Here is a 23,157-nt window from a genome sequence, read left to right on the forward strand (position 1 = left end):
AACTGATTCTTGGGGGTAGCGCCTTGTCGGTGGATGCGAGTAGTGTCGAACGTATGAGCGAAAGCTCGGTGGTTGACCCGGACGCCGATGAGGGGGCGTTGCTGGGTCGGATCGCTGAGTTTGAGCGGGTGAAGGCGGCTGCGGCGGCGGGGCAGGCCCGGGCGGCGGCGGCACTTGAGGCGCGGCGGGTGGCGGTCGCGGCTGCAGGTGGGCTGCGGGTGTCGCGGGCGGCGTTGGGGTCGGAGGTGGGGTTGGCCCGGGGGGAGTCCCCGCACCGCGGTGAGCGGCTGGTGGCGATGGCCCGCATTCTGGTGGCTGATATGCCGTGCACGCTGGCCGCTCTGGAATCCGGCGTGCTGTCGGAGCATCGGGCTGAGCTGATCACCAAAGAGGCGGCGTGCCTGTCGGCATTGGATCGTCAACTTCTCGACGGTGAGCTCTGTGCGGACCCGGCCCCGTTGGAGGGGTTGGGGAACGCCGAGGTTTCGGCGGAAGCCGCGCGGATCGCCTATGAGTTGGATCAGCAGACCGTGTTGGAGAAGATGACGCGGGCGCGGGCCTCTCGGCACGTGCGGTTCCGGGTGGCCCGTGACGGCATGATGTCGATGACGGTGCTGCTGCCCGCTGCACAAGGTCAGCTGGTTCGGCAGACCGTCTCGCGCGAGGCAGCCACGGCCGTGGCTGCGGGGTCCGGGCGCAGCCGCCAGCAGGTCATGGCGGACGTCGTGGTGGAGCGAGTCACCGGACGCAATCCGGTCGAGACGCCGGTGCCGGTGACGGTCAACCTCGTGCTCTCCGATGAGACTCTGCTGACCGGGGGTGATGAGCCCGCGCAGTTGGACGGCTATGGGCCTATTCCGGCGTCGCTGGCCCGCGACCTGGTGTTGGCCGCGGCGGCTGATGAGAAGGCGGGGGCCGCGTTACGGCGTTTGTATGCCCAGCCTGGGGCGAACAAGTTGGTGGCGATGGAGTCGAAGGCTCGGGCGTTTCCGAGGCGCTGGCTCGGTTCATCGCGCTGCGGGATCAGATGTGCCGGACCCCGTTCTGCAATGCCCGGATCCGGCACACCGACCACATCACCCCGCACCGCAGGACCGGGCCCACCAGTGCCCACAACGGCCAAGGGCTGTGTGAGCACTGCAATTACGTAAAAGAACAACCCGGCTGGCACGCGGCCACGACCTATGACCGGCACGGCCGGCACACCGTCCAACTGACCACACCCACCGGTGCGGTCTACACCAGCACCGCACCACCAGGGCCCGAAGCGCTACGCATCTTCACCCGCGATATCTACATCGCACGCGTCCACCCCGCGGCCTAACCCAGGTTCTGTGCGTTGTAGGTGTCGCACTGCTTGGGATCACCGGTCTGGTAGCCCGTTGTGAACCACTTCTGGCGCTCCGCTGACGATCCGTGTGTCCAGGACTCGGGGTTCACGCGGCCGGTGGCCTGCTTCTGAATATGGTCGTCACCGACGGAAGCGGCTGCGGACAGTGCATCGGCAATGTCCTTGTCGCTCAACGGCTGCAGGTACGGCACGCCCGTACTCTTCTGCTTGACCGTCGATGCGTAGTGGGCCCACACGCCGGCGTAGCAGTCGGCCTGCAGTTCGGTGCGCACGCCGTTGCCCTCGGCGCCGCCGCGGCCCGTCTGTGCCCGGCCGATGTCACCGAGCAAATCTTGCACATGGTGGCCGAACTCGTGCGCCACCACGTACTCCTGGGCCAAAGGTCCACCGCTGGAACCGAATCGGTCGACGAGGGTCTGGAAGAAGCTGGTGTCGAAATAGGCGGTCTTGTCGCCCGGGCAGTAGAACGGGCCGACCTCGGTGGTGGCCGGTCCGCACGCGGTGTTGACGCTCTGGCTGAACAACCGGATCTTCGGCGGGCGGTAACCCTTGAGCAGCTGGGACCATACGCCGTCCACCGAGTTGCCTGTCGCCACGATGCGGCACTCCAGGTACTTGTTGGCGTCGGCGCCGGTCTTGCACTTGCTCAGGTCGTACGCGCTGGAGCCCTGGCTCGATTGGGGTGCCTGGTTCTGGTGGCCGAGGATCGAACTCGGGTCCACCCCGAGGAACATGGCGACCACCACGATCACCAAACCGCCCATGCCGCCGCCGATCGCGATGCCACGGCCGCCGAAGCCGCCACCCCCACTGGTCGACGTGTTGCTCGTGTCGATCTCCATACCTTCGTTGAAGGTCATCACCGCTCCGTCCGGGCCTCGAATACGACAGGTTGCCAGCTTTCCACACTAGGATTTCCGGTGTGGCCGTCCAGCCCGAAACCATCGACCGTTCGACCATCGTTCACACCGTCGCGGGCGCCCTCCGGGGCACCACCGAAGGCAGCGTGCACGTATGGCGGGGCGTCGGCTACGCCGAGCAGCCCGTCGGCCCGTTGCGGTTCCGCGCTCCGCAGCCGCTGATCCCATGGATCGGCATTCGCGACGCCATCGACCACGGACCCATCCCGCCGCAGGGCAAGTCGTTCGTCGGTGGCGGGCGCGACGACCCCAAGATGCGGGATGAAGCCTGCCTGACCGTGACGGTGTGGTCACCCGATGTCACGGGTTCGCTGCCGGTGATGGTGTGGATTCCCGGCGGTGCGTTCGTGTTCGGGGCCGGCCAGCTACAGCTGTACAACGGCTCCCGGCTGGCGGCCAACGGCGATGTGGTGGTCGTCAACGTCACCTACCGGCTCGGCGTGTTCGGCGGCTTCGAACTCGGCGATCTTGGTCCGGGATTCGACGACAACCTGTGCTTGCGGGACCAGATCGCGGCGCTGCAATGGGTGCGCGACAACATTGCGGCATTCGGTGGGAATCCCGACCAGGTCACCGTGTTCGGCGAATCTGCGGGTGCCACGTCGGTGCTGGCGCTGCTGGCCAGTCCCGCCGCCGACGGGCTGTTCGGCCGGGCCATCGCGCAGAGCCCGGCGTTGCCGCTCATCGCCGACCGCGAAACCCGGGCGCGGCAGGCTCACGAATTCGTGCGCCGTCTGGACGTCGGCGTCGATGAAATCATCGCGCTGCCGCAGCGCCAACTACGCCGCGCCGCCGGCCAGCTGCAGGGAGAAAGTGCCGCCAACAGCCCGAAGTTGGCCTACGGGCTGACCTACGGTGTCGACCTGCTGCCGGCACATCCGGTGACGGCCGCCCGGGCCGGGGCGGTGGCGAAGGTGCCGTTGATCGTCGGCACCAACAGCCGCGAGGCGTCGATGTTCGCCTGGGGGAGGCCGCCGATGCTGCCCACCACGGTGCCGATGGTCGACGACTATTTCGCGCGTATCGTGCCGGAGTCCAAAGATGTTGTGCTGCAGGCCTATCCGAGCTATCCCCGCCGCCGGGCGCTGATCGCGATCGGCTCCGACGTCATGTTCGGCGCGCCGACGTGGGCCTTCGCGGACGCCTACAGCCGGCACGCGCCGACGCACGTCTACCGGTTCGACCACACCACCTGGACGCTCAAAGTGCTGGGCCTCGGCGCGACGCACGGCAGCGAGATCGTGCACATTCAGCACAGCTACGGTTCGTATCTGGGCCGGATGCTGCACCCGCTGGGGCGTCAGGTGCAGCCGTCGGTGGGCCGGCGCATGCAGCGCACGTGGCTGGATTTCGCGACCCGCTCGGACGGCATGGCGGACTGGCCGGCATACGACACCGACCGCCGGGCCACCCGGGTCATCGGTTCGATGCGTGACGAGACCATTGACGACCCCGACCAGGTGCGACGTGCGGTCTGGGAAGGGCTCTACGCGCCGTAGCGTTCGTCCCCGTAGCGTTCGCCACAGTAGCGGCGCAGGTTGTGCAGGAACCGCTGGAACAGCCACGCCATCACGGGCCGGCCGGCTCGCATGCCCAGCTCACCGGCGAGACCGTTCGGCTTCATGGCCATCACCCACGTCAGGTGGCAGCCATCCGCGGTCTCTTCGACGGTATAGCCCTCGGCGAAGGCCGAAAGCATGTTCGAGGTGCTGGTGTTGAATCGGAAAGCCATGTAGGAGAACGGTTCCCAGCCGATGAACTCCTCGTCGCCGACGATGTGGCCGCGCATGGTCACCGTGCGGGTGGTGCCCACGCCGTACGGCTTCGGGCTGGTCCATTCCACGTTGGTGATCAACGTCGCCCAGTGCGGCCAGGCTGTCTCATCCGCGAAGACCTCGAACAGCTGCTCCGGCTTGATCGCCAGATCGACTTTGCTGACGAAGCGGAACGGTGCGCTGTCGATGAAATCCACGCCGACGCGTTCGCACTGGTAGGTCCTCATGAGTAGACACCCTAGAGCAGGGTGTCTACTAACTCACGGGGTCCAGACCATCAGGTCCTCCATGCCGTTGTTCATCGTTACCGTCGTGGGTGCGGGGCCTGTGACGTCGAAGTGGATCTTTCCGGTCGATTGCCCGCCCTGCGGGATGGTCGCGCCGCTGATGTTGACCGGGCTGGCCACCATCCACAGCACGCGGTAGCTGGCCTGGTTGGGCGCGACAGCGTTGAACTGTGAAACACCGGGGGTCACCGGGCCGCTGAGCGCGCGGACGGTGGCCGTGGCCTCCCACAGCTTTCCGGCGACCGGATAGCCCGGCATGACATCGGAGCTCGGCTTGAGGTCCGAGACCCGCCAGCTCAGTTGAACCTGACCGACCGTATCGGTCATCGTCATGGTGCTGCCGAGCTTGCCGACGAGTGGATAGCCGGCCGACGCGATCGGCGCACCGGCGATGCCGATGACCGAGAGAACCGCAACAGCTGTTCCGGTGACTTTCACTTCTGCCTCCTCGAACGTTTTTGTATGCCCTGTCAATTACGGATTACCACTGAAGAGCGCTGATGGGAATAGGATCCGGAACTAGACCGACGTGAACGAGGCAGACCCAATGTCTACGCGAAACCAGGTATCGAGGCGCATCTTTCGTAACCGCACGCAGGCGGGGCGCGTGCTGGCCGGTCTGCTGACGGCGTACCGCGGCAGACGCGATGTCGTCGTGCTCGGTCTGGCCCGCGGTGGCGTCCCCGTCGCGCGGGAAATCGCCGAAGCGCTCGGCGCGCCGCTGGACGCACTGATCATTCGCAAGCTGGGCGTCCCCGGTCACGAGGAGTACGCCATGGGCGCGCTCGGCGGCGGTGGTCACATCGTCGTCAATCAGGATGTGGTTGGGCCACTGCATATTTCGCGGCAGACGCTCACCGAGGTCGCGGAGGCCGAGGGTCGCGAATTGCGGCGGCGTGAAGCGGACTACCGCCGCGGCCGGCCACCACCGGACGTGATCGGGCGGACCGTGATCCTGGTCGACGACGGCATGGCCACCGGAGCCAGCATGCGGGTGGCGGCCGAGGTGGTGCGCGCGAGCGGCCCGCGGATGCTGGTGGTCGCGGTCCCGGTGGCTGCCGAGTCGGCGTGCCGGCAGCTCACCGGAATCGTCGACGAGATCGTCTGTGCCGACATGCCGACGCCGTTCGCGGCCGTCGGGGAGTCTTACCACGATTTCGGCCAGGTCAGCGACGCCGAGGTGCGCCGGCTGCTGCGTTAACCCGGGCCGTCACTCGCCGCGGCCAGCAGTGGCACCAGGATGTCGCTGATCGGGGTGGCGATGCCGTGCACGGCGGCCTTGCGCTGAATGACGCCGTTGCGGATGTCCCATTCCAGCGGACGGCCTGCTTCGCGATCGATCAGCATCGAGGTCGCCATGTCGGTGGGCGCCTGCGCGAGCATGTCGGCGATCTCATCGACCACGCTGTCGGGAAGCGTCGCGCCCTCGGCTCGCGCGACGGAAAGGCATTCGTCCAGATAACGACGGGCCACCGCGGCGACGTCGTCGCGCCGGAACATCCCCGAACGGCGCCCGGACAGGACCATGAAACCCACCACCGCATTGACGAGCAGCTTGCGCCACGCGGCACTGAGGAAGTCCGCGTCCAATTCGATGTCGATCCCGCTGCCGTCCAGCGCCGCCGCCAGGCGGGTCGCGGCCGGAACATCGGGCAGGACCACCCGCGGTGCGGTGCGCACCTGCACCCAGCCGTCGGGTTGGGTTTCCGCGGCGATCCAGATCGCCGCAGGTACGACCGCGGATTCGGGACAGTAGGGCCGCAGGCGGTCGGCCTGCTCGACACCGTTCTGTAGTGCGCAGACGATGGTGTCTTTGCCGCACAAGCCGGCCAGCCACGGAGCGGCATCGGCGTACTGGGTGTCCTTGACCGCCAGCAGTACGACGTCGACCGGGCCGGTGACGGTTTGGGGATCGGTGTGTACCGGGCCCGGTACGACGATCGGCTCGGCGCCGTCGACCCGGACCTCGATCTGCTCCCGGGCGGTCCGCCCGCACAGCACCACCTCGCGACCCGCTGCGTACAGCAGTGCGGCGATGGTCGATCCGATGGCGCCTGGTCCTACGAGGGCAAAGCTCACTGTCGCCAAAATACCGGTCGAGGCGCCCCTTTAGACTTAGCGATCGAATCCAGACGTCTTGAGGAGATTTCGTGTTGCGCAGCCACGCCGCCGGTTCGTTGCGGTCCACCGACGCCGGCCAGACGGTGACCCTCGCCGGATGGGTGGCGCGCCGGCGCGACCACGGCGGCGTCATCTTCATCGACCTGCGCGACGCCTCCGGGGTCTCCCAGGTGGTGTTCCGTGACGCCGCGGTGCTGGAGCAGGCGCATCGGCTGCGCGCCGAGTTCTGCGTCCAGGTGACCGGCGTCGTCGAGGTGCGCCCGGAAGGCAATGCCAACAAGGACATCGCGACCGGTGACATCGAGGTGAATGCGGTGGCGCTCACTGTGTTGTCCGAGAGCGCCCCGCTGCCGTTCCAGCTCGACGAGACGCCGGGCGAGGAAGCCCGCCTGAAGTACCGCTACCTGGACCTGCGCCGGGAAGGCCCGGGTAACGCGATTCGCTTGCGCGCCAAGGTCAACGCAGCGGCCCGCGCGGTGCTCGACAAGCAGGACTTCATCGAGATCGAGACGCCGACCATGACCCGGTCGACGCCTGAGGGCGCCCGTGACTTCCTGGTGCCCGCCCGCCTGCAGCCGGGCTCGTTCTACGCGCTGCCGCAGAGCCCGCAGCTGTTCAAGCAGCTGCTCATGGTGGCCGGCATGGAGCGCTACTACCAGATTGCCCGCTGCTACCGCGACGAGGATTTCCGCGCCGACCGCCAGCCCGAGTTCACCCAGCTGGACCTCGAGATGAGCTTCGTGGGCGCCGACGACGTCATGGGCGTCGCCGAAGCGGTGCTGGCGGCACTGTGGAAGTTGATCGACGTCGACCTGCCGCTGCCGCTGCCGCGCATCAGCTACGACGAGGCCATGCGCCGCTTCGGTTCGGACAAGCCGGACCTGCGCTTCGCCGTCGAGCTGGTTGAGTGCACGGACTACTTCAAGGAGACCCCGTTCCGGGTGTTCCAGGCGCCCTACGTGGGCGCGGTCGTCATGCCGGGTGGTGCGTCACAGCCGCGCCGCACGCTCGACGGCTGGCAGGAGTTCGCCAAGCAGCGCGGCCACAAGGGCCTGGCCTACGTGCTCGTGGGCGAGGACGGCGAGCTGGGCGGCCCGGTGGCCAAGAACCTCACCGACGCCGAGCGAGCTGGTCTGGCCGAGCACGTCGGCGCGAAGGTGGGGGACTGCATCTTCTTCGCGGCCGGTCCGGCCAAGGGTGCCCGTGCCCTGCTCGGTGCCACCCGCATCGAGATCGCCAAGCGCCTCGACCTGATCGATCCCAACGCCTGGGCGTTCACCTGGGTGGTGGACTGGCCGATGTTCGAGTCCGCCGATGCGGCGACGGCCTCGGGCGACGTCGCCGTCGGTTCGGGTGCCTGGACTGCCATGCACCATGCCTTCACCGCGCCCACCCCCGAGTCGGAGGCGACCTTCGACACCGATCCCGGCGCTGCACTGTCCGACGCTTACGACATCGTCTGCAACGGCAACGAAATCGGCGGCGGCTCGATCCGCATCCACCGCCGCGACGTCCAGGAGCGGGTGTTCGCGATGATGGGTATCGACCATGACGAGGCCCAGGAGAAATTCGGATTCCTGCTGGACGCCTTCGCCTTTGGCGCGCCGCCGCACGGTGGTCTGGCCTTCGGCTGGGACCGGATTGTAGCGCTGCTGGCTGGGATGGACTCGATTCGCGAGGTCATCGCGTTCCCGAAGTCCGGCGGCGGCGTCGACCCGCTGACCGAAGCCCCGGCGCCGATCACCGCGCAGCAGCGCAAGGAGTCGGGCATCGACTTCAAGCCCGAAGCCAAGTCAGAAGCCAAGGCCGAGGCTAAGTAGTCAAGAACCTCCGCAGCGCCGCGGCCATCTGGTCGCGGATGGGTTCTCCCGACACGACCATGCCGACCATCGTCGTCGACAGGTGCGTGTGGCCGCGGGCTTGCACGTGCTCGGTCGGCACCCCCGCTCCGGCCAGCGCGGCGGCGTAGGCGTTGCCTTCGTCTCGGAGCGGGTCGAACTCACACGTCACCACCATCGACGGTGGCAGGCCGGCGAGGTCGCCGCGCAGCGGGGCCCGGCGCGGATCGTCGGCGGGGCCGCCGTAGTGCTCATCGAACCACTGCATGAGTGGTGTGGTGAGCCCGTAGCCGTCGGCGTTCTCCTCGTAGGACGGGTACGGCTGCGCGTCGGTCACCGGCGTCAGCAGAAGTTGCCCGCTGAGGTGCGGGCCGCCGTGATCGCGGGCCCACTGGCACACGCCGGCGGCGATGTTGCCGCCGGCGCTCCATCCGGCGACCGCCAACCGGTGGGGAAGTCCACCGAGGGCGCCGGCGTTGTCGGCGACCCACTGCAGGGCGGCGATACCGTCCTCGACGGCCGCGGGGAACGGATGCTCCGGGGCGTGCCGGTAGTTCATCGAGATGACCAGGGCATCGGCCCGCACGCACAGGTCGCGGCACAGCGGATCGTCGGACGTCGCGTCACCCAGTACCCAGCCGCCGCCGTGGAAGTAGACGAGGACCGGGTGTGGCCGGGGCGTCGCCGGACGGTACAGCCGGTAGTCGAGTTCGCCTGCGGCACCGGGGAATCGGCCGTCGATGAGCTCGCCGACGTCCGGACCCGGCGGCCGGGCGGCATTCGCCTCGACCATGGTGGCGCGCGCCACGTCGACCGGAAGTGATTCCAGTGGAGGCGGATTCATCGCCGCCACCATGTCCAGCACCATCTGGACGTCGGGTTGCAGCCGCCGGACCACACCGTCGTGGCATTGCGAACCGTGGGGGCCGGTCAGCTGAAAACCGAGGTAGTCCTGGCTGACGACGTCGGCGCAGGCGGCGGCATAGAAGTCGACGCCCGCGGCGTACGGCATGAAGACCCGAGCCTTGCCGGGGATGTTGGCGCCGACGTACCACGAATTCGCTTGCGGGAACATCGTGATGGCGCCCGCGTCGGCGACGTGCTGCATCCAGCCGGCTTCGGCGGTCGGCGTCGGTTCGATGGTGTCGAAACCATGCGCACGCAGATACGCCATCGCGCCGACGACGAGTTCGACGTGCTGCTCGATGGACACCGCCATGTTGGACAGCACCGACGGACTGCCCGGTCCGGTGATGAGGAACAGGTTCGGGAACCCGGTGGTGGTGAGGCCGAGGTAGGTCGACGGCCCTTGTGCCCATTTGTCTTTCAGTGCGAGTCCGTCGCGCCCGGCGATGTCGATGGCCGTCACCGCGCCGGTGATGGCGTCGAAGCCCGTGGCGAACACCAGCGCGTCGAGACCGAAGGACTCACCTACGGTCTTGACGCCGGTTTCGCTGACCCCGACCAACGGCTGGGTCCGCAGGTCGACGAGGCGCACATGGGGCTCGTTGAACGTCGCATAGTAGTCGGTGTCGAGGCACAGGCGTTTCGCTCCGACCGGATAGTCATTGGGGCACAACAGTTCTGCGGTCCGCGGATCGTGCACGGCCGCGCGGATCTTGTCGCGGACGAAGTCGGCGAACGACTCGTTGGCTGCCGGGTTGCTCATCAGGTCCGAGAACACGTTGAGCGTTTCCAGTAGTTCGCCGATCTGCCAGGCCCGTTCGTAGCGCTGCTGGCGGTAGGCCGCGGGCACCGCGAACGTCGGGATCAGCGTGCGCTCCTGCGGTACCCCGCCGAACGAGGCCCGCGCCGCGGCCCGGTAGGCCGGCTCGTCGGCCAGTGCATGCAGCTTTTCCGCCGACACCGGCCCGTTGTGGGCCGGGATGGAGAAGCACGGCGTGCGCTGGAAGACGGTCAGTTGTGCGGCCTGCGCGGCGATCAACGGAATCGATTGGATGCCAGACGATCCCGTGCCGATCACCCCGACCCGCTTGCCGGTGAAGTCGACCGGTTCGTGGGGCCAGCGGTGGGTGTGGAACGTTTCGCCTGTGAAGGTTTCGATGCCGGGGATATCGGGTTCTTTGGGTATCGACAGGCAGCCCGTGGCCATCACCAGGTGACGGCACGTGACGTCGTCGCCGTAGTCGGTGCGCACGCGCCAGGTTCCGTCGGTCCAGTGCGCGCCGGTGACGCGGGTGCCGAGCGCAATGTCGCGGCGCAGGTCGAACTTGTCGGCGACGTGGCCCAGGTAGCGCAGAATCTCCGGCTGGGTGGCGTACTTCTCCGACCACTGCCAGTCCCGGTGCCAGTCGGGGTCGAAGCTGAACATGTAGTCAAGGCTGGGGATGTCGACCCGCGCGCCCGGATACCGATTCCAGTACCAGGTGCCGCCGATGTCGTTGCCGGCCTCGAAGACGCGAGCTGAGAAGCCGTGCTTGCGCAGTTCGTATATCAGGTACAGGCCGGCGAACCCGGCTCCGACCACGACGGCGTCGACGCCTGTGGTGTGGCCTTGTGGCGTCATCTGCACCTCCGTCAATACCACGCAAGTATCGCGCCGGGACGGGAACATTTGGGCCGCTTTAGGCGGTTGGGTCAGTCATGACCGAATTCACGGACGCCGCGTCCTTCCACGCCTTCAACGCCGCCATCGTCGACGAGTTCCGCGCCAACGGCGGCAAGGTGGGTGGACAGTTCGAGGGCGGCAACCTGCTGCTGTTGCACACCACGGGTGCCAAGTCGGGGCAGCCGCGGATGTCGCCGCTGGCGTACCTGCCGGTCGACGGCAAGATCATCATCGTCGGCTCGAAGGCCGGCGCAGACACCCATCCCGACTGGGTCCACAACCTCCGCGCCAACCCGGCCGCGCACATCGAGATCGGCACCGATTCCTACGAGGTCGTCGCCCGCGAACTGCCCGATGACGAGCGCGAGGCCACGTATCCGCTCGTCACGGCCGTGGCCCCCGTCTTCGCCGACTACCAGGCGAAGACGGCGCGCGTCATTCCGCTGTTCGAGCTGGTTCGCGCCTGAGGCGCTACAGCCGCTCGATGATGGTGGCGTTCGCCATGCCGCCACCCTCGCACATCACCTGCAGCCCGTAGCGTCCGCCGCGCTGATCGAGGGCGTTGACCAGGGTGCTCATGATGCGCGCGCCGCTGGCGCCGAGTGGGTGGCCGATGGCGATGGCGCCGCCGTTGACGTTCGTCTTGGCGAGATCAGCACCGATATCGGCGGCCCACGCCAGCACGACGGGCGCGAACGCCTCGTTCACCTCGAACAGGTCGATGTCGGACAGCGACAGGCCGGAGCGGGAGAGCACCTTCGCGGTCGCCGGGATGACGCCGGTCAGCATGTACAACGGATCCGAGCCGACCGCGGTCATGGTGTGGATGCGGGCCAACGGCTCAAGGCCGTGGCTGCGGGCGAAGGCGCCGCTGGTGATCATGACCGCGGCGCTGCCGTCGGACAGCGGCGACGAGTTGCCGGGCGTGATCTCCCAACGGATTTGCGGGAAACGTGCGCCGTAGGCGTCGCTGTAAAACGCGGGCTTCAATCCGGACAGTGACTCCACGGAAGTGCCGGGCCGGATGGTCTCGTCGGTGGTCAGGCCGGCCACCGGCACCAGTTCGTTGTCGAACAGCCCGTCCTTGGCGGCCCGCGCCGCCTTCTCGTGGCTGGCGGCGGAGAACTCATCGAGTTGGGCGCGCGAGAAGTTCCACCGCGCGGCGATCAACTCGGCGCTGATGCCCTGGGGGACAAGACCTTCGGGATAGCGCTCGGCCATGCCGACGCCGAACGGGTTGCTGCCGGGCAGCACGGCCGCGCCCATCGGGACCCGGGACATCGACTCGACGCCGGCGGCGATCACCGCGTCGTACGACCCGGCGAGCACGCCCTGTGCGGCAAACGAGATGGCCTGCTGCGAGCTGCCGCACTGCCGGTCCACGGTGGTGCCGGGCACGCTCTCGGGGAAACCCGCGCCCAGCACGGCGTTACGGGCGATGTTGGCCGCCTGATCGCCGGCTTGCGTGACCGCACCGGCGATGACGTCGTCGACCAGTGCGGGATCGACGCCCGTGCGGTCCACGACCGACCGCAGGCTGTGGGCCAGCAGATCGGCGGGAAGAACGTCGTGCAACGCGCCGCTCGCTTTGCCCTTGCCGACGGGCGTGCGTACGGCAGCCACGATGACGGCGTCGCGGTCTGTGTATCCGGACATCAGAATCCTCCTGGAACTCCACGCTGAGTACTGCTTCCTATACCCAGATGTAACACCTGAGTATGGCAAGAGCAACCCAGCGGTAGAGTGATTCGCATGACAGCGCTCCAGGGTGTCCTCGCCGATCGCGACAAGTGGTCGGCCGTCGGCCAGTGCGCCATCGAGAAGACGATGTCGTTGGTCGGCACCACATCGGCGATGCTGCTCCTGCGCGAGGCCTACTACGGCACAACACGATTCGACGACTTCGCCCGACGGGTCGGCATCACCAAGGCGGCCACCTCGGCCCGGCTGGCGGAGCTGGTCGAGGCCGGGCTGCTCACCAAACAGCCGTACCAGGAGCCCGGCCAGCGCAGCCGCGACGAGTACGTGCTGACCCAGGCCGGCACGGACTTCATGCCGGTGGTGTGGGCGATGTTCGAGTGGGGCAGGCACCATCTGGGCGACACCGGCCTGCGGCTCACGCACCTGGGTTGCGGCGCCGACGCCACCGTGGAGATCCGCTGCGCGGAGGGACACGAGGTCCCACCGGAGGAGCTCGGAATGAAGCTGGCCCGCCGCCGCGGTCGGTAACCTTCGGCCGTGTTGCATCTACGCGTCATCACGCCACCGGAGCTGACCGAGTCGGTGCTCGACCTGTATCGGCATCACCGCGGGATCGCCAACGTGGTGGCGCATCGTGGTGCCGCGATCGATCCGCACGGTGACGTGGTCACCGCCGACATCGCCCGCGATGCCGCAGACGGCCTGATCAGCGGGCTGCGGGCACTGGGCATCGACCAGGACGGCGCGATCACGATGGAAGTGCTCGACACTGTGCTGTCCACCGCGGCCTACCGTGCCGAGGACGAGATCGACGGCGACGGCGAGGACGCCGTGATCTGGGACGAACTGGTGCTGCGCACGCGTGAGCAGAGCGGTCTCGGCCTCTCGTACCTGGCCTTCCTCTGCATCGCCTGTCTCCTGGCGGCGGTGGGCGTGGTCAGCGACTCGGCCATCACGGTGGTCGGAGCCATGGTGGTGGGGCCGGAATTCGGACCGCTGGCCGCGTTGGCGGTCGCGGTCGTGCGGCGCAAGGGTTACCTCGCGCGGCGGGCCGCGCTGGCGCTGGTCATCGGATTCCCGGTGGCGATGGCCATCACGGCAGTGGCCACCCTCGGCTTCGAGGCGCTGGGCTGGGTGACGGTCCGCACCATCCATCAACTGCAGAACGTCGACTTCATCTTCCAGGTCGGACCGTTCTCGTTCGTGGTGGCGCTGCTGGCCGGAGCAGCCGGCATGCTGTCCCTGGTGACCTCGAAATCGGCTGCGCTGGTTGGGGTTTTCATCTCGGTGACAACGGTCCCGGCGGCCGGGATGTCTGTTGTCGCGGCCACCACCCGGGACTGGGACGTGGCCCTGGCTTCGGCCGGGCAGCTGGCGGTGAACATGATCGGCATCACAGCGGCAGGCGTGCTGGTACTGGCCGGGTACAACCGGACGCGCCGCGCCTAGCGTTCTCCACTCTGCGACCTGCCGGTTCTTGTGGTGGGATCGAGCGCTATGGCAATCAAAGTGGCGCTGGAGCATCGCACCAGCTACACATTCGACCGGCTGGTCACGGTGCACCCGCACGTCGTGCGGTTGCGCCCTGCGCCGCACTCGCGCACGCCGATCGAGGCCTACTCGCTGCAGGTCGAACCAGCCGACCACTTCATCAACTGGCAGCAGGACGCGTTCGGTAACTTCGTGGGGCGGTTGGTGTTTCCGAACCGAGCGAACCGGCTGAGCATCACGGTCGGACTGATCGCCGACCTCAAGGTGATCAACCCCTTCGACTTCTTCATCGAGGAATGGGCCGAAACCGTCCCGTTCGCCTACCCCGACAACCTGCTCGACGATCTCAAGCCCTACCTGCGTCCGGTCGAGGACTCCGATGACCTGACGGCGGCGTGGGTCCGCAACTTCGACGTCGCGTCGGGGACGGGCACCATCGACTTCCTGGTCGCGCTCAACCGGGCGGTCAACGCCGACGTCGCCTACAGCGTCCGGCTCGAAGCCGGGGTCCAGACACCGGATTTCACGCTGCGCACCGGCATCGGCTCCTGTCGTGACTCCGCCTGGCTCCTGGTGGCGATCCTGCGACAGATGGGCTTGGCGGCGCGCTTCGTGTCCGGCTACCTGGTGCAGTTGAGTGCCGACATCGAGGCGCTGGACGGGCCGTCGGGCCCGCCAGCGGACTTCACCGACCTGCACGCCTGGACCGAGGTGTACATCCCGGGCGCCGGCTGGGTAGGTCTGGACGCCACCTCGGGGCTGTTGGCGGGGGAGGGCCACATCCCGCTGTCGGCCACGCCGCACCCGGAATCGGCCGCGCCGATCACCGGCGCCGTCGACCCCTGCGAAGCCACCTTGGAATTCGTCAATGTGGTCACGCGGGTGCACGAAGACCCGCGCGTCACCCTGCCGTACTCCGAACAGGCGTGGGCGTCGATCAGGTCTCTCGGTGCCACCATCGATGAACGGTTGACGAAGCGCGACGTACGGCTGACCGTCGGCGGCGAACCCACCTTCGTCTCGATCGACAACCAGACCGACGAGGAATGGACCACGGCCGCCGACGGACCGCACAAGCGCGTCCTGGCCTCGGCCCTCACCGCGCAGCTCAAGGACGCCTGGGCCCCGGGTGGGCTGGTGCAGCACAGCCAGGGCAAGTGGTATCCGGGAGAACCGTTGCCGCGCTGGCAAATCGGGCTGATGTGGCGCACCGACGGGACACCGCTGTGGGCCGATCCGGCGTTGTTGGCTGATCCGTGGGCCGGCGAGCAGGCGGCGCCCGCGCCGGCCGCTGCCGGACAGTTGCTGCTCACCGAGATCGCCGCCGGGCTCGGGTTGCCGGACAGTCAGGTGCGCCCGGCGTACGAGGATGCGCTCGCGCGACTGGCCGACGCCGTGCGGCTGCCGGACGGCGACCCGGTCACCGACGATTTGACGGACGACGGTGCGGCACCGCGAGCAGCCCTGGTGGACAGGCTCGATGCGGCGGTGACCGAACCTGCCGCATTCGTACTGCCGCTACACCGCAGCGACGATGACACCGGGTGGGAGTCCGCGGATTGGCAACTGCGCCGGGGCCGTCTGGTGCTCACCGCCGGGGATTCGCCTGCGGGACTGCGCTTACCGCTGAACTCGATCAGCTGGCATCCGCCGCGGCCGGTGCCCGATGCCGACCCGTTGGCGGGGGACGGTGCCGATGTTCCGACCCGGCCCGCCGGCGTCGTCAGCGCGGACGGCGCACCCACCACCGCCGTGGTGGCGGAAGTGCGCGACGGCCTGCTGTACGTGTTTCTGCCGCCGACAACGACATTCGGCGATTTTGCCGACCTCATCGGCCGGATCGAGCTGGCCACTGCCAACGTCGGTACGCCCATCGTGATCGAAGGCTACGGACCACCATCGGACCCGCGGCTGCAGCAGATGACCGTCACCCCCGACCCGGGCGTCATCGAGGTCAACGTGGCGCCCACGGCCTCGTTCGCCGAGCAGGCGGCGCAACTGGAGACGCTGTACGAGGCGGCCCGGCAGGCCCGGCTCGGCACCGAGGCCTTCGACTTCGACGGCACGCATGGCGGCACCGGCGGCGGCAACCACATCACCCTCGGCGGCATCACGCCCGCAGACTCGCCGCTGCTGCGCCGGCCCGACCTCCTGGTGTCGATGCTGACCTACTGGCAGCGGCACCCCGCCCTGTCGTATCTGTTCTCCGGGCGGTTCATCGGCACGACATCGCAAGCGCCACGCGTCGACGAGGGGCGCCTCGAAGCGCTGTACGAGCTGGAGATCGCCTTCGCGGAGATCGCCCGGGTGGCTGATGACGGCGAAAACCGCGCCTGGGTCACCGACCGCGCCCTCCGCCACCTGCTCACCGACATCACCGGCAACACGCACCGCGCCGAGTTCTGCATCGACAAGCTGTACAACCCGGACAGCGCCCGCGGCCGCCTGGGACTGCTGGAACTGCGCGGCTTCGAGATGCCGCCACATTTCCAGATGGCCATGGTGCAGTCCCTACTGGTGCGGTCGCTGGTCGCCTGGTTCTGGGACGAGCCGCTACGGGCGCCGCTCATCCGGCACGGCGAGAACCTGCACGGCCGATACCTGTTGCCGCACTTCATCGTTCAAGACATTGCCGAGGTGGCAGCCGACCTGCGGGCACACGGCATCGCGTTCGACACCAGCTGGCTGGATCCATTCACCGAGTTCCGCTTCCCCCGCATCGGCAGTGTGAATTACGACGGCGTCGAGCTGGAGCTGCGCGGCGCCATCGAACCGTGGAACACCCTGGGCGAGGAATCCACGGGCACGGGGACCGCGCGCTACGTCGACTCGTCGGTCGAACGGCTGCAGGTCCGGTTGATCGGCGCCGACCGGCACCGCCATCTCGTCACGGTCAACGGACATCCGGTACCGCTGCTGGCCACCGACAGCCCGGACATCCAGGTCGGTGGTGTCCGGTATCGGGCCTGGCAACCACCGAGTGCCCTGCACCCGACGATCACCGTCGACGGGCCGCTGCAGATCGAACTCATCGACGGGTTCACGGGTTTTTCTCGAGGCGGCTGCACTTACCACGTCTCGCATCCCGGCGGACGGGCGTACGACACTCCGCCCGTCAACGCCGTCGAGGCCGAGTCGCGGCGCAGCCGGCGCTTCGAGGCCATGGGATTCACCCCGGGTGCCGTCGATCTGGCTGATCTCCGCGAGAAACAGGCCCGCCAATCCACCGATGGTGGAGCGTCGGGCATCCTCGATCTGCGCCGGGTGCGTACCGTTCTGCGGTAATGGTTCTCCGCGCCCGCAATCTCGATGACCCCCTCGCCGGGTACCGCGCTGCGCGGGCCCAGGCGCCGCTGTTCGATGTCCGCGACGTGGCGACCGTCGGGTATGACGAACTGGTTTCCGAGTCCGGCGGGATCCGCCCGGCCTGGCAGGAACTGACCGACTGCGTTCGGGAACGGGGCGGCCCCGGTCTGGACCAGTTGCGCGGCGTCGTGCGCGAACTCGTCGACAACGACGGCATCACCACCACGGACAGCGAGGCCGAGGTCGACGCCTGGCAGCTCGACGCGCTGCCGCTGCTGCTGTCCGCCGACGACTGGGCCACCCTGGAATCCGGTGTCGTGCAACGCTCCCGGCTCCTGGATGCGGTGCTGACCGATCTCTACGGCGAGCGCCGGTCCATCACCTCCGGTGTGCTGCCCGCGCCGTTGCTGTACGCCCATCCCGGCTACCTGCGGGCGGCCCGTGGCATCGCGGTACCGGGCCGGCACCAGCTGTTCCTGCACGGCTGCGACGTCAGCCGGCACCCGGACGGCGGTTTCGCCGTGAACGCGGACTGGACGCAGGCACCCTCGGGAGCGGGCTACGCACTGGCCGACCGCAGGGTCATCGCCCACGCGGTGCCGGACCTGTACGAGCGGGTGGCCCCCCGGCCCGCGTCGCCGTGGGCGCAGGCCCTGCGCCTGGCGCTGATCGACGCGGCGCCGGAGGCCGCGCAGGAGCCGGTGGTGGTCGTGCTGAGCCCCGGTATCCACTCCGAGACGGCCTTCGACCAGGCGTACCTGGCCAGCGTGCTGGGCTTTCCGCTGGTCGAGAGCGCCGACCTGGTGGTGCGCGAAGGCAAGCTGTGGATGCGCTCGCTCGGCACCCTCAAACGCGTCGACGTCGTGCTGCGCCGCGTGGACGCCGACTATGCCGACCCGCTCGATCTGCGGCCGGATTCCCGGTTGGGCGTGGTGGGTCTGGTCGAAGCACTGCGCCGCGGCGCAGTGACGGTGGTCAACACGTTGGGCAGCGGCATCCTCGAGAGCCCCGGCATCATGCGATTCCTGCCCGAGCTGGCCCAACTGCTGACCGGCGAAACCCCGGAGCTGGCCGGCGCCCGATGTTTCTGGGGCGGCATCGATGCCGAACGCTCGCACCTGCTGAGCAGACTGTCCACACTCCTGATCCGCCCGGTGACCGGCGGCCCGGCGATCGTCGGCCCGGCGCTGTCCGCGGCGCAGCGCGCCGATCTCGCGGCCCGGATCGAGGCCACCGGCTGGCAGTGGGTGGGCCAGGAACTGCCGAAGTTCTCCTCGGCGCCCATGGACGTACTGCCCGGCGGGCTGTCGGCCGGCAGCATCGGCATGCGGCTTTTCACCGTCGCCCAACGCGGCGGATACGCGCCGATGATCGGCGGCCTGGGCTACGTGCTGGCCCGCGGGCCCGCCGCGTATAGCATGAAAACTGTTGCGGCCAAAGATGTCTGGGTGCGTACCCCGGACCGGTCGACCGCTGTGTCGACGGCGCCCGTCGATCTGCCCGCCATCACCCCCAGCCCGACCCGGGCCGTCAGCTCGCCGCGCGTACTGTCGGATCTGTTCTGGCTGGGCCGGTACGCCGAACGCGCCGAGTTCACCGCGCGACTGCTCACCGTGACCCGCGAGCGCTATCACGAGTTCCGGTACCGCCGTGATGTCCCCGGAAGCGACTGTGTGCCGGTGCTGCTCACGGCGCTGGGCGAGATCACCGGCAGTGATACGGGGGCCGACGGCGACGATGCCGAACAGGTGGCGATCGCGCCCACCACGCTGTGGGCGCTGACGGCGGACCGGCATCGCCCGGGATCGCTGGCCCAATCGGTCGAGCGGATCGGGCTGTCCGCGCGGGCGGTCCGTGACCAGATGTCGAACGACACGTGGATGGTGCTGGCGGCGGTGGAACGTGCGGTGTTGCATCCGGGTGACCGCGGCCGGCGGCGCGGCCCGCTGTCGCCGCCGGACTCGAAGACCGCGGGGGAGGCGTACCTGGCCACCGCACACAGCCAGACCCTGTCCGGGATGCTGGCGCTGTCCGGCGTCGCCGCGGAATCGATGGTGCGTGACGTCGGCTGGACCGTGATGGACATCGGCAAGCGCATCGAGCGGGGCCTGGGCCTGACCGCACTGTTGCGGGCCACCCTCGCCACGGCGCGCGGCGCCGAGACTGAGCGCACGGTCACCGAGTCTGCGCTCGTGGTGTGCGAGTCGGCGGTGATGTACCGCAGGCGCACCCTGGGAAAGGTCAGCGTGGTGGCGATCGCCGACCTCGTGCTGTTCGACGAGGAGAACCCGCGGTCGCTGGCCTTCCAGTTCGAGCGGTTGCGCGCCGACCTGCGCGCGCTGCCGTCGTCCACCGGATCCACCCGGCCGGAACGCATGATCGAGGAGATCGCGACCCGGTTGCGCCGTCAGGACCCCGCCGATCTCGAGCACCTCGATGAGGACGGTCGGCGTGATCAACTGACAGACCTGCTCGACACGCTGCACGCTGACCTGCGGGAGTTGTCCGAGCTGATCCGGGCCGCACACCTGGCCCTGCCGAGCGGCATGCAGCCGCTGTGGGGCCCCGACGAACGGCGGCAGATGCCATGACGCGCGAATACCAGATCACCCATCGCACGCAGTACCGCTACTCCGACGTTGTCACCAGCTCATACGGCCGCGGATTCCTCACCCCACGCAACAGTGGGCAGCAGCGCTGCCAGTCGTATCGGTTGAACATCGATCCCGAACCTGCCGACCGTTCCACGAGCCGGGATGCCTATGGCAACATCAGCTCGTATTTTCATGTGACACAACCACATCACGAACTCGTCGTGACCGGCCGCAGCATTGTGGAGGTCGACCCGCCACCGGCCGAATGGTATGCGGCAGGAGCTGCTGTGGCGCCGTGGGAGGACGCCCGGCCGGCCGGACCGGAAGGTGCGCTGGCCATCGAATTCGTGCTGGACCTGCAGCCCGCGGAGATCACAGACGCGGTAAGAGATTATGCCGCACCGAGTTTCGCTGCGGGTCGGCCGCTGATCGAGGTGCTGCGCGACCTCAACTCGCGCATCTTCACCGACTTCACCTACCGGTCCGGATCGACGACGGTATCGACCAAGGTCGCGGAGGTGCTGGCCGCCCGCGAGGGGGTGTGCCAGGACTTCGCGCGCCTGGCCATCGCGTGCCTGCGCGCGAACGGCCTTGCTGCGAGCTACGTTTCGGGCTATCTGGCCACCGACCCGCCGCCGGGGAAAGAACGGATGGTGGGCATCGACGCCACGCACGCCTGGGCATCGGTGTGGACGCCGCAGAACGACTGGCTCGGGCTGGACCCGACCAACGACCAGCTGGTCGACGAGCGCTACATCGTGGTCGGGTTCGGCCGGGACTACGCCGATGTGCCGCCACTGCGCGGCATCATCTACACCGACTCCGAGAGCAGCATCATCGACGTCTCCGTGGACGTCGCACCAATTGCGGGAGGGCCACTGCGTGCGTGACTTCAACTGCCCGAACTGCGGTCAGCGGCTGGCCTTCGAGAACTCGGTGTGCCTGAGCTGTGGCAGCGCGCTCGGCTTCTCCCTGGAGAACATGGCGCTGCTGGTGATCGCGCCGCCGGACGGCACCGGCGACAGCGACCATGCCGGCGCGGTGGCCTCGACCGACTACCAGTTGTGCGCGAATCTACATGTGGCGCAATGCAATTGGTTGGTCCGGATCGAGCCGGTGCGGCGACTGTGCCCATCGTGCGAGTTGACCCGGACCCGCCCCGATGACGACGACACCAAGGCCATGGCAGCCTTCGCCATCGCCGAGCAGGCCAAGCGCCGACTCATCGTCGAACTGGCGGAACTGGGCCTGCCGATCATCGGGCGCGACCGCGACCCGGCGCAGGGCCTGGCGTTCGACCTGCTGTCCAGCGAGCGGCACCCAGCGGTCACCGGCCATCAGGACGGGGTCATCACCCTGGACCTCGCCGAGGGTGACGACGTGCACCGCGAACAGCTGCGCATCGCCATGGCCGAGCCGTACCGAACCCTGTTGGGCCACTTCCGGCATGAGATCGGGCACTACTACTTCTACCGCCTGGTGCAGCCGTCGCAGGACGCCGTCGCGCGATTCACCGAATTGTTCGGGGACCCCGACACCGACTACCAGGCGGCGCTGGACCGGCACTACCGCGACGGGGCGCCCCCCGGGTGGGATGAGCGGTACGTGTCGTCCTACGCCACGATGCATCCGGCCGAGGACTGGGCGGAGACGTTCGCGCACTATCTGCACATCCGGGATGCCCTGGACACCGCCGCGGCATTCGGATTCGCGCCCGCGGGCGCCACCTTTGAGCGGCGCGTGCTGGGCCCCAGCGGATTTGACACGCTGATCGAACTCTGGCTGCCGCTGGCCTGGGCATTGAACATGGTCAACCGGTCGATGGGCAAGGAGGATCTGTACCCGTTCGTCCTGCCCGCCCCGGTGCTGGAGAAGCTGCGGTTCATCCATTCGGCGGTGGACGAGGCCGGCGGCTCCCGCGCGGCGCGTTGACGCGGCCCAGGCGATAGAGCACGATCGCGCCCATGATGCGCGTAAGGGTGGGGGCAGCGGTACTAATGGGTCTGGCGGCCCTCTCGCCGGCTGCGTGTAGCTCGAAAACCACGGTCAAAGCCGATGACGCCGCCAAACAGGTGGTCAAGCTGGTGTCCGATCAGAACAAGTTCACCCCCACCGATGTCAAGTGCCCGTCCGACGTCGAGGCCACCAAGGGCAGTCAGTTCGACTGCCACTTCACCGGCCCGCGCAACGTGCCGTACGTCGCGCACATGAAGATCGTGAAAGTCGACGGCGAGCGCATCACCTGTGACATCAACGTCGAGAAGGCCCCGTAATCCGTCATTCGTAATCGGGCCGTGACGAAAACGCGGGTGGCGCAACCAGATCTGGCCGGCGTCGCTTCCTAGGATCGGAGCCGTGAGTGACCGATACGGATCCGATGTGCTCGCCCGCAACCCGAACGCCAAGAAACGTTCGACCGAGCAGTCCGCCGAGAAGGGTCTCGTGGTCGAATGCGCCACGACCGGCTTCGTGGGCGCCGTGGTGCAGGTCGAGTACGGCCGCATGGTTCTCGAAGACTTCGACGGCTGCCGCAAGCCGTTCCCCATCGGTCCGGGCTACCTGATCGACGGCAATCCCGTCATCCTCACCGCACCCAAGCGGGCCGCACCTGCCGGCCCCACCCGCACCGCATCGGGTTCGGTTGCGGTGCAAGGACATCGGGCCCGCACCGCATTGGCCAGCCGCATCTACGTCGAAGGCCGCCACGACGCCGAACTCGTCGAACAGGTGTGGGGACACGATCTGCGGGTCGAGGGCGTGGTGGTCGAGTACCTCGGCGGTGTGGACGATCTGGCGGCCATCGTGCGGGAGTTCCAACCCGGTCCGGGCCGCCGGCTGGGCGTGCTCGTCGACCACCTGGTGTCGGGCTCGAAAGAAGCGCGCATCGCCGAGCAGGTGCGTCGCGGCCCGGGCGGAGAGCACACCCTGGTGGTGGGCCACCCGTTCATCGACATCTGGGAAGCCGTCAAACCCGCCCGCATCGGGCGCGAGGCCTGGCCGGTGATCCCGCGCGGTATCGAGTGGAAGCACGGCGTCTGCGACGCGCTGGGCTGGCCGCACGCCGACCAGGCCGACATCGCCCAGGCGTGGCAGCGCATCCGCGGCCGCGTGCGGGACTGGAACGACCTGGAACCGGCGCTGATCGGACGGGTCGAGGAACTGATCGACTTCGTCACCGCACCTGCCGACTGAACCTTCGGTCGG

At 68.2% G+C, this 23,157-nt stretch carries 17 protein-coding genes and 2 pseudogenes; 13 read left to right on the plus strand and 6 right to left on the minus strand.

Going from position 1 to position 23,157, the window contains the following annotated elements; translation table 11 throughout:
• Positions 1-53: 53 nt before the first annotated feature.
• A pseudogene (locus tag G6N59_RS01225) lies at positions 54-1,324 on the plus strand (HNH endonuclease).
• Here G6N59_RS01225 and ypfJ read toward each other — a convergent pair.
• Positions 1,321-2,211, minus strand: coding sequence for a KPN_02809 family neutral zinc metallopeptidase (ypfJ, locus tag G6N59_RS01230; protein ID WP_138230454.1), 891 nt, complete (start codon positions 2,209-2,211; stop codon positions 1,321-1,323). The pseudogene G6N59_RS01225 and the gene ypfJ overlap by 4 nt on opposite strands.
• A 62-nt stretch (positions 2,212-2,273) precedes the next feature.
• Between ypfJ and G6N59_RS01235 the strand changes: the two genes are divergently transcribed.
• The gene (locus G6N59_RS01235; protein WP_179970259.1) at positions 2,274-3,770 is read left to right on the plus strand and encodes a carboxylesterase/lipase family protein; all 1,497 of its coding nucleotides are present in this window, start codon (positions 2,274-2,276) and stop codon (positions 3,768-3,770) included.
• On the opposite strand, the gene G6N59_RS01240 is transcribed toward G6N59_RS01235, so the two are convergent.
• Both G6N59_RS01240 and G6N59_RS01245 read right to left on the minus strand, forming a co-directional pair.
• Positions 3,758-4,273, minus strand: a complete 516-nt coding sequence (locus G6N59_RS01240) for an SRPBCC family protein (protein ID WP_138230455.1) — start codon at positions 4,271-4,273, stop codon at positions 3,758-3,760. The genes G6N59_RS01235 and G6N59_RS01240 overlap by 13 nt on opposite strands.
• A gap of 33 nt (positions 4,274-4,306) precedes the next feature.
• On the minus strand, positions 4,307-4,771 hold the full coding sequence (locus G6N59_RS01245; RefSeq protein WP_138230456.1) for an MPT63 family protein: 465 nt from the start codon (positions 4,769-4,771) through the stop codon (positions 4,307-4,309).
• Between the two features lie 109 nt (positions 4,772-4,880).
• Here G6N59_RS01245 and G6N59_RS01250 point away from each other — a divergent pair.
• Positions 4,881-5,528: pseudogene (locus tag G6N59_RS01250) on the plus strand (phosphoribosyltransferase); the annotation flags it as partial.
• 2 nt (positions 5,529-5,530) lie between these two features.
• On the opposite strand, the gene G6N59_RS01255 reads toward G6N59_RS01250, so the two are convergent.
• A complete protein-coding gene (locus tag G6N59_RS01255; RefSeq protein ID WP_138230458.1) occupies positions 5,531-6,412 on the minus strand; it encodes an oxidoreductase in 882 nt (293 codons plus the stop codon).
• A 71-nt stretch (positions 6,413-6,483) separates the two neighbouring features.
• Between G6N59_RS01255 and aspS the strand changes: the two genes are divergently transcribed.
• Entirely contained in the window at positions 6,484-8,274 is a 1,791-nt protein-coding gene (gene aspS, locus G6N59_RS01260; RefSeq protein ID WP_138230459.1) for an aspartate--tRNA ligase, read from the plus strand.
• Here the strand turns inward: aspS and G6N59_RS01265 are convergent.
• The gene (locus tag G6N59_RS01265) at positions 8,267-10,819 is read right to left on the minus strand and encodes a flavin-containing monooxygenase (RefSeq protein WP_138230460.1); all 2,553 of its coding nucleotides are present in this window, start codon (positions 10,817-10,819) and stop codon (positions 8,267-8,269) included. The two genes, aspS and G6N59_RS01265, sit on opposite strands and share 8 nt — an antisense overlap.
• 77 nt (positions 10,820-10,896) lie before the next feature.
• Here G6N59_RS01265 and G6N59_RS01270 point away from each other — a divergent pair, with 77 nt between their 5' ends.
• Positions 10,897-11,328 carry a nitroreductase family deazaflavin-dependent oxidoreductase gene (locus tag G6N59_RS01270; RefSeq protein ID WP_138230461.1) on the plus strand — a complete coding sequence of 144 codons (432 nt, stop codon included), beginning with the start codon at positions 10,897-10,899 and terminating at the stop codon, positions 11,326-11,328.
• Between the two features lie 4 nt (positions 11,329-11,332).
• On the opposite strand, the gene G6N59_RS01275 is transcribed toward G6N59_RS01270, so the two are convergent.
• Entirely contained in the window at positions 11,333-12,517 is a 1,185-nt protein-coding gene (locus tag G6N59_RS01275; protein WP_138230462.1) for a thiolase family protein, read from the minus strand.
• 96 nt (positions 12,518-12,613) lie between these two features.
• Here G6N59_RS01275 and G6N59_RS01280 point away from each other — a divergent pair, with 96 nt between their 5' ends.
• The 8 genes from G6N59_RS01280 (at position 12,614) to G6N59_RS01315 (ending at position 23,145) form a co-directional block, all read left to right on the plus strand.
• Positions 12,614-13,090, plus strand: a complete 477-nt coding sequence (locus tag G6N59_RS01280) for a winged helix-turn-helix transcriptional regulator (protein ID WP_138230463.1) — start codon at positions 12,614-12,616, stop codon at positions 13,088-13,090.
• Positions 13,091-13,099: 9 nt separating this feature from the next.
• Positions 13,100-14,011, plus strand: coding sequence for a DUF389 domain-containing protein (locus tag G6N59_RS01285; RefSeq protein ID WP_138230464.1), 912 nt, complete (start codon positions 13,100-13,102; stop codon positions 14,009-14,011).
• Between the two features lie 48 nt (positions 14,012-14,059).
• Positions 14,060-17,338, plus strand: a complete 3,279-nt coding sequence (locus tag G6N59_RS01290; protein WP_138230465.1) for a transglutaminase family protein — start codon at positions 14,060-14,062, stop codon at positions 17,336-17,338.
• Positions 17,338-19,950 carry a circularly permuted type 2 ATP-grasp protein gene (locus tag G6N59_RS01295; protein ID WP_138230466.1) on the plus strand — a complete coding sequence of 871 codons (2,613 nt, stop codon included), beginning with the start codon at positions 17,338-17,340 and terminating at the stop codon, positions 19,948-19,950. The genes G6N59_RS01290 and G6N59_RS01295 overlap by 1 nt, the downstream gene beginning before the upstream one ends.
• Positions 19,947-20,843 carry a transglutaminase family protein gene (locus G6N59_RS01300; protein WP_138230467.1) on the plus strand — a complete coding sequence of 299 codons (897 nt, stop codon included), beginning with the start codon at positions 19,947-19,949 and terminating at the stop codon, positions 20,841-20,843. The genes G6N59_RS01295 and G6N59_RS01300 overlap by 4 nt, the downstream gene beginning before the upstream one ends.
• Entirely contained in the window at positions 20,836-21,885 is a 1,050-nt protein-coding gene (locus G6N59_RS01305; protein ID WP_138230468.1) for a zinc-binding metallopeptidase family protein, read from the plus strand. Before G6N59_RS01300 ends, G6N59_RS01305 begins: the two co-directional genes overlap by 8 nt.
• 32 nt (positions 21,886-21,917) lie before the next feature.
• Complete coding sequence (locus G6N59_RS01310; protein WP_234884219.1) at positions 21,918-22,226, plus strand: DUF4333 domain-containing protein; 309 nt, start codon at positions 21,918-21,920, stop codon at positions 22,224-22,226.
• Positions 22,227-22,308: 82 nt separating this feature from the next.
• Positions 22,309-23,145 carry a DUF3097 domain-containing protein gene (locus G6N59_RS01315; RefSeq protein ID WP_138230469.1) on the plus strand — a complete coding sequence of 279 codons (837 nt, stop codon included), beginning with the start codon at positions 22,309-22,311 and terminating at the stop codon, positions 23,143-23,145.
• Positions 23,146-23,157: the final 12 nt, after the last annotated feature.

The sequence above is a fragment of the Mycolicibacterium aubagnense genome, assembly GCF_010730955.1.
GTDB classification, from domain to species: Bacteria; Actinomycetota; Actinomycetes; order Mycobacteriales; family Mycobacteriaceae; genus Mycobacterium; species Mycobacterium aubagnense.

Coding starts and splice junctions, on each gene's coding strand:
- ypfJ (WP_138230454.1), bottom strand. CDS start 2,211: ATGACCTTCAACGAAGGTATGGAGATCGACACGAGCAACACGTCGACC.
- G6N59_RS01240 (WP_138230455.1), bottom strand. CDS start 4,273: ATGAGGACCTACCAGTGCGAACGCGTCGGCGTGGATTTCATCGACAGC.
- G6N59_RS01265 (WP_138230460.1), bottom strand. CDS start 10,819: ATGACGCCACAAGGCCACACCACAGGCGTCGACGCCGTCGTGGTCGGA.
- G6N59_RS01270 (WP_138230461.1), top strand. CDS start 10,897: ATGACCGAATTCACGGACGCCGCGTCCTTCCACGCCTTCAACGCCGCC.
- G6N59_RS01275 (WP_138230462.1), bottom strand. CDS start 12,517: ATGTCCGGATACACAGACCGCGACGCCGTCATCGTGGCTGCCGTACGC.
- G6N59_RS01280 (WP_138230463.1), top strand. CDS start 12,614: ATGACAGCGCTCCAGGGTGTCCTCGCCGATCGCGACAAGTGGTCGGCC.
- G6N59_RS01290 (WP_138230465.1), top strand. CDS start 14,060: ATGGCAATCAAAGTGGCGCTGGAGCATCGCACCAGCTACACATTCGAC.
- G6N59_RS01295 (WP_138230466.1), top strand. CDS start 17,338: ATGGTTCTCCGCGCCCGCAATCTCGATGACCCCCTCGCCGGGTACCGC.
- G6N59_RS01300 (WP_138230467.1), top strand. CDS start 19,947: ATGACGCGCGAATACCAGATCACCCATCGCACGCAGTACCGCTACTCC.
- G6N59_RS01310 (WP_234884219.1), top strand. CDS start 21,918: ATGATGCGCGTAAGGGTGGGGGCAGCGGTACTAATGGGTCTGGCGGCC.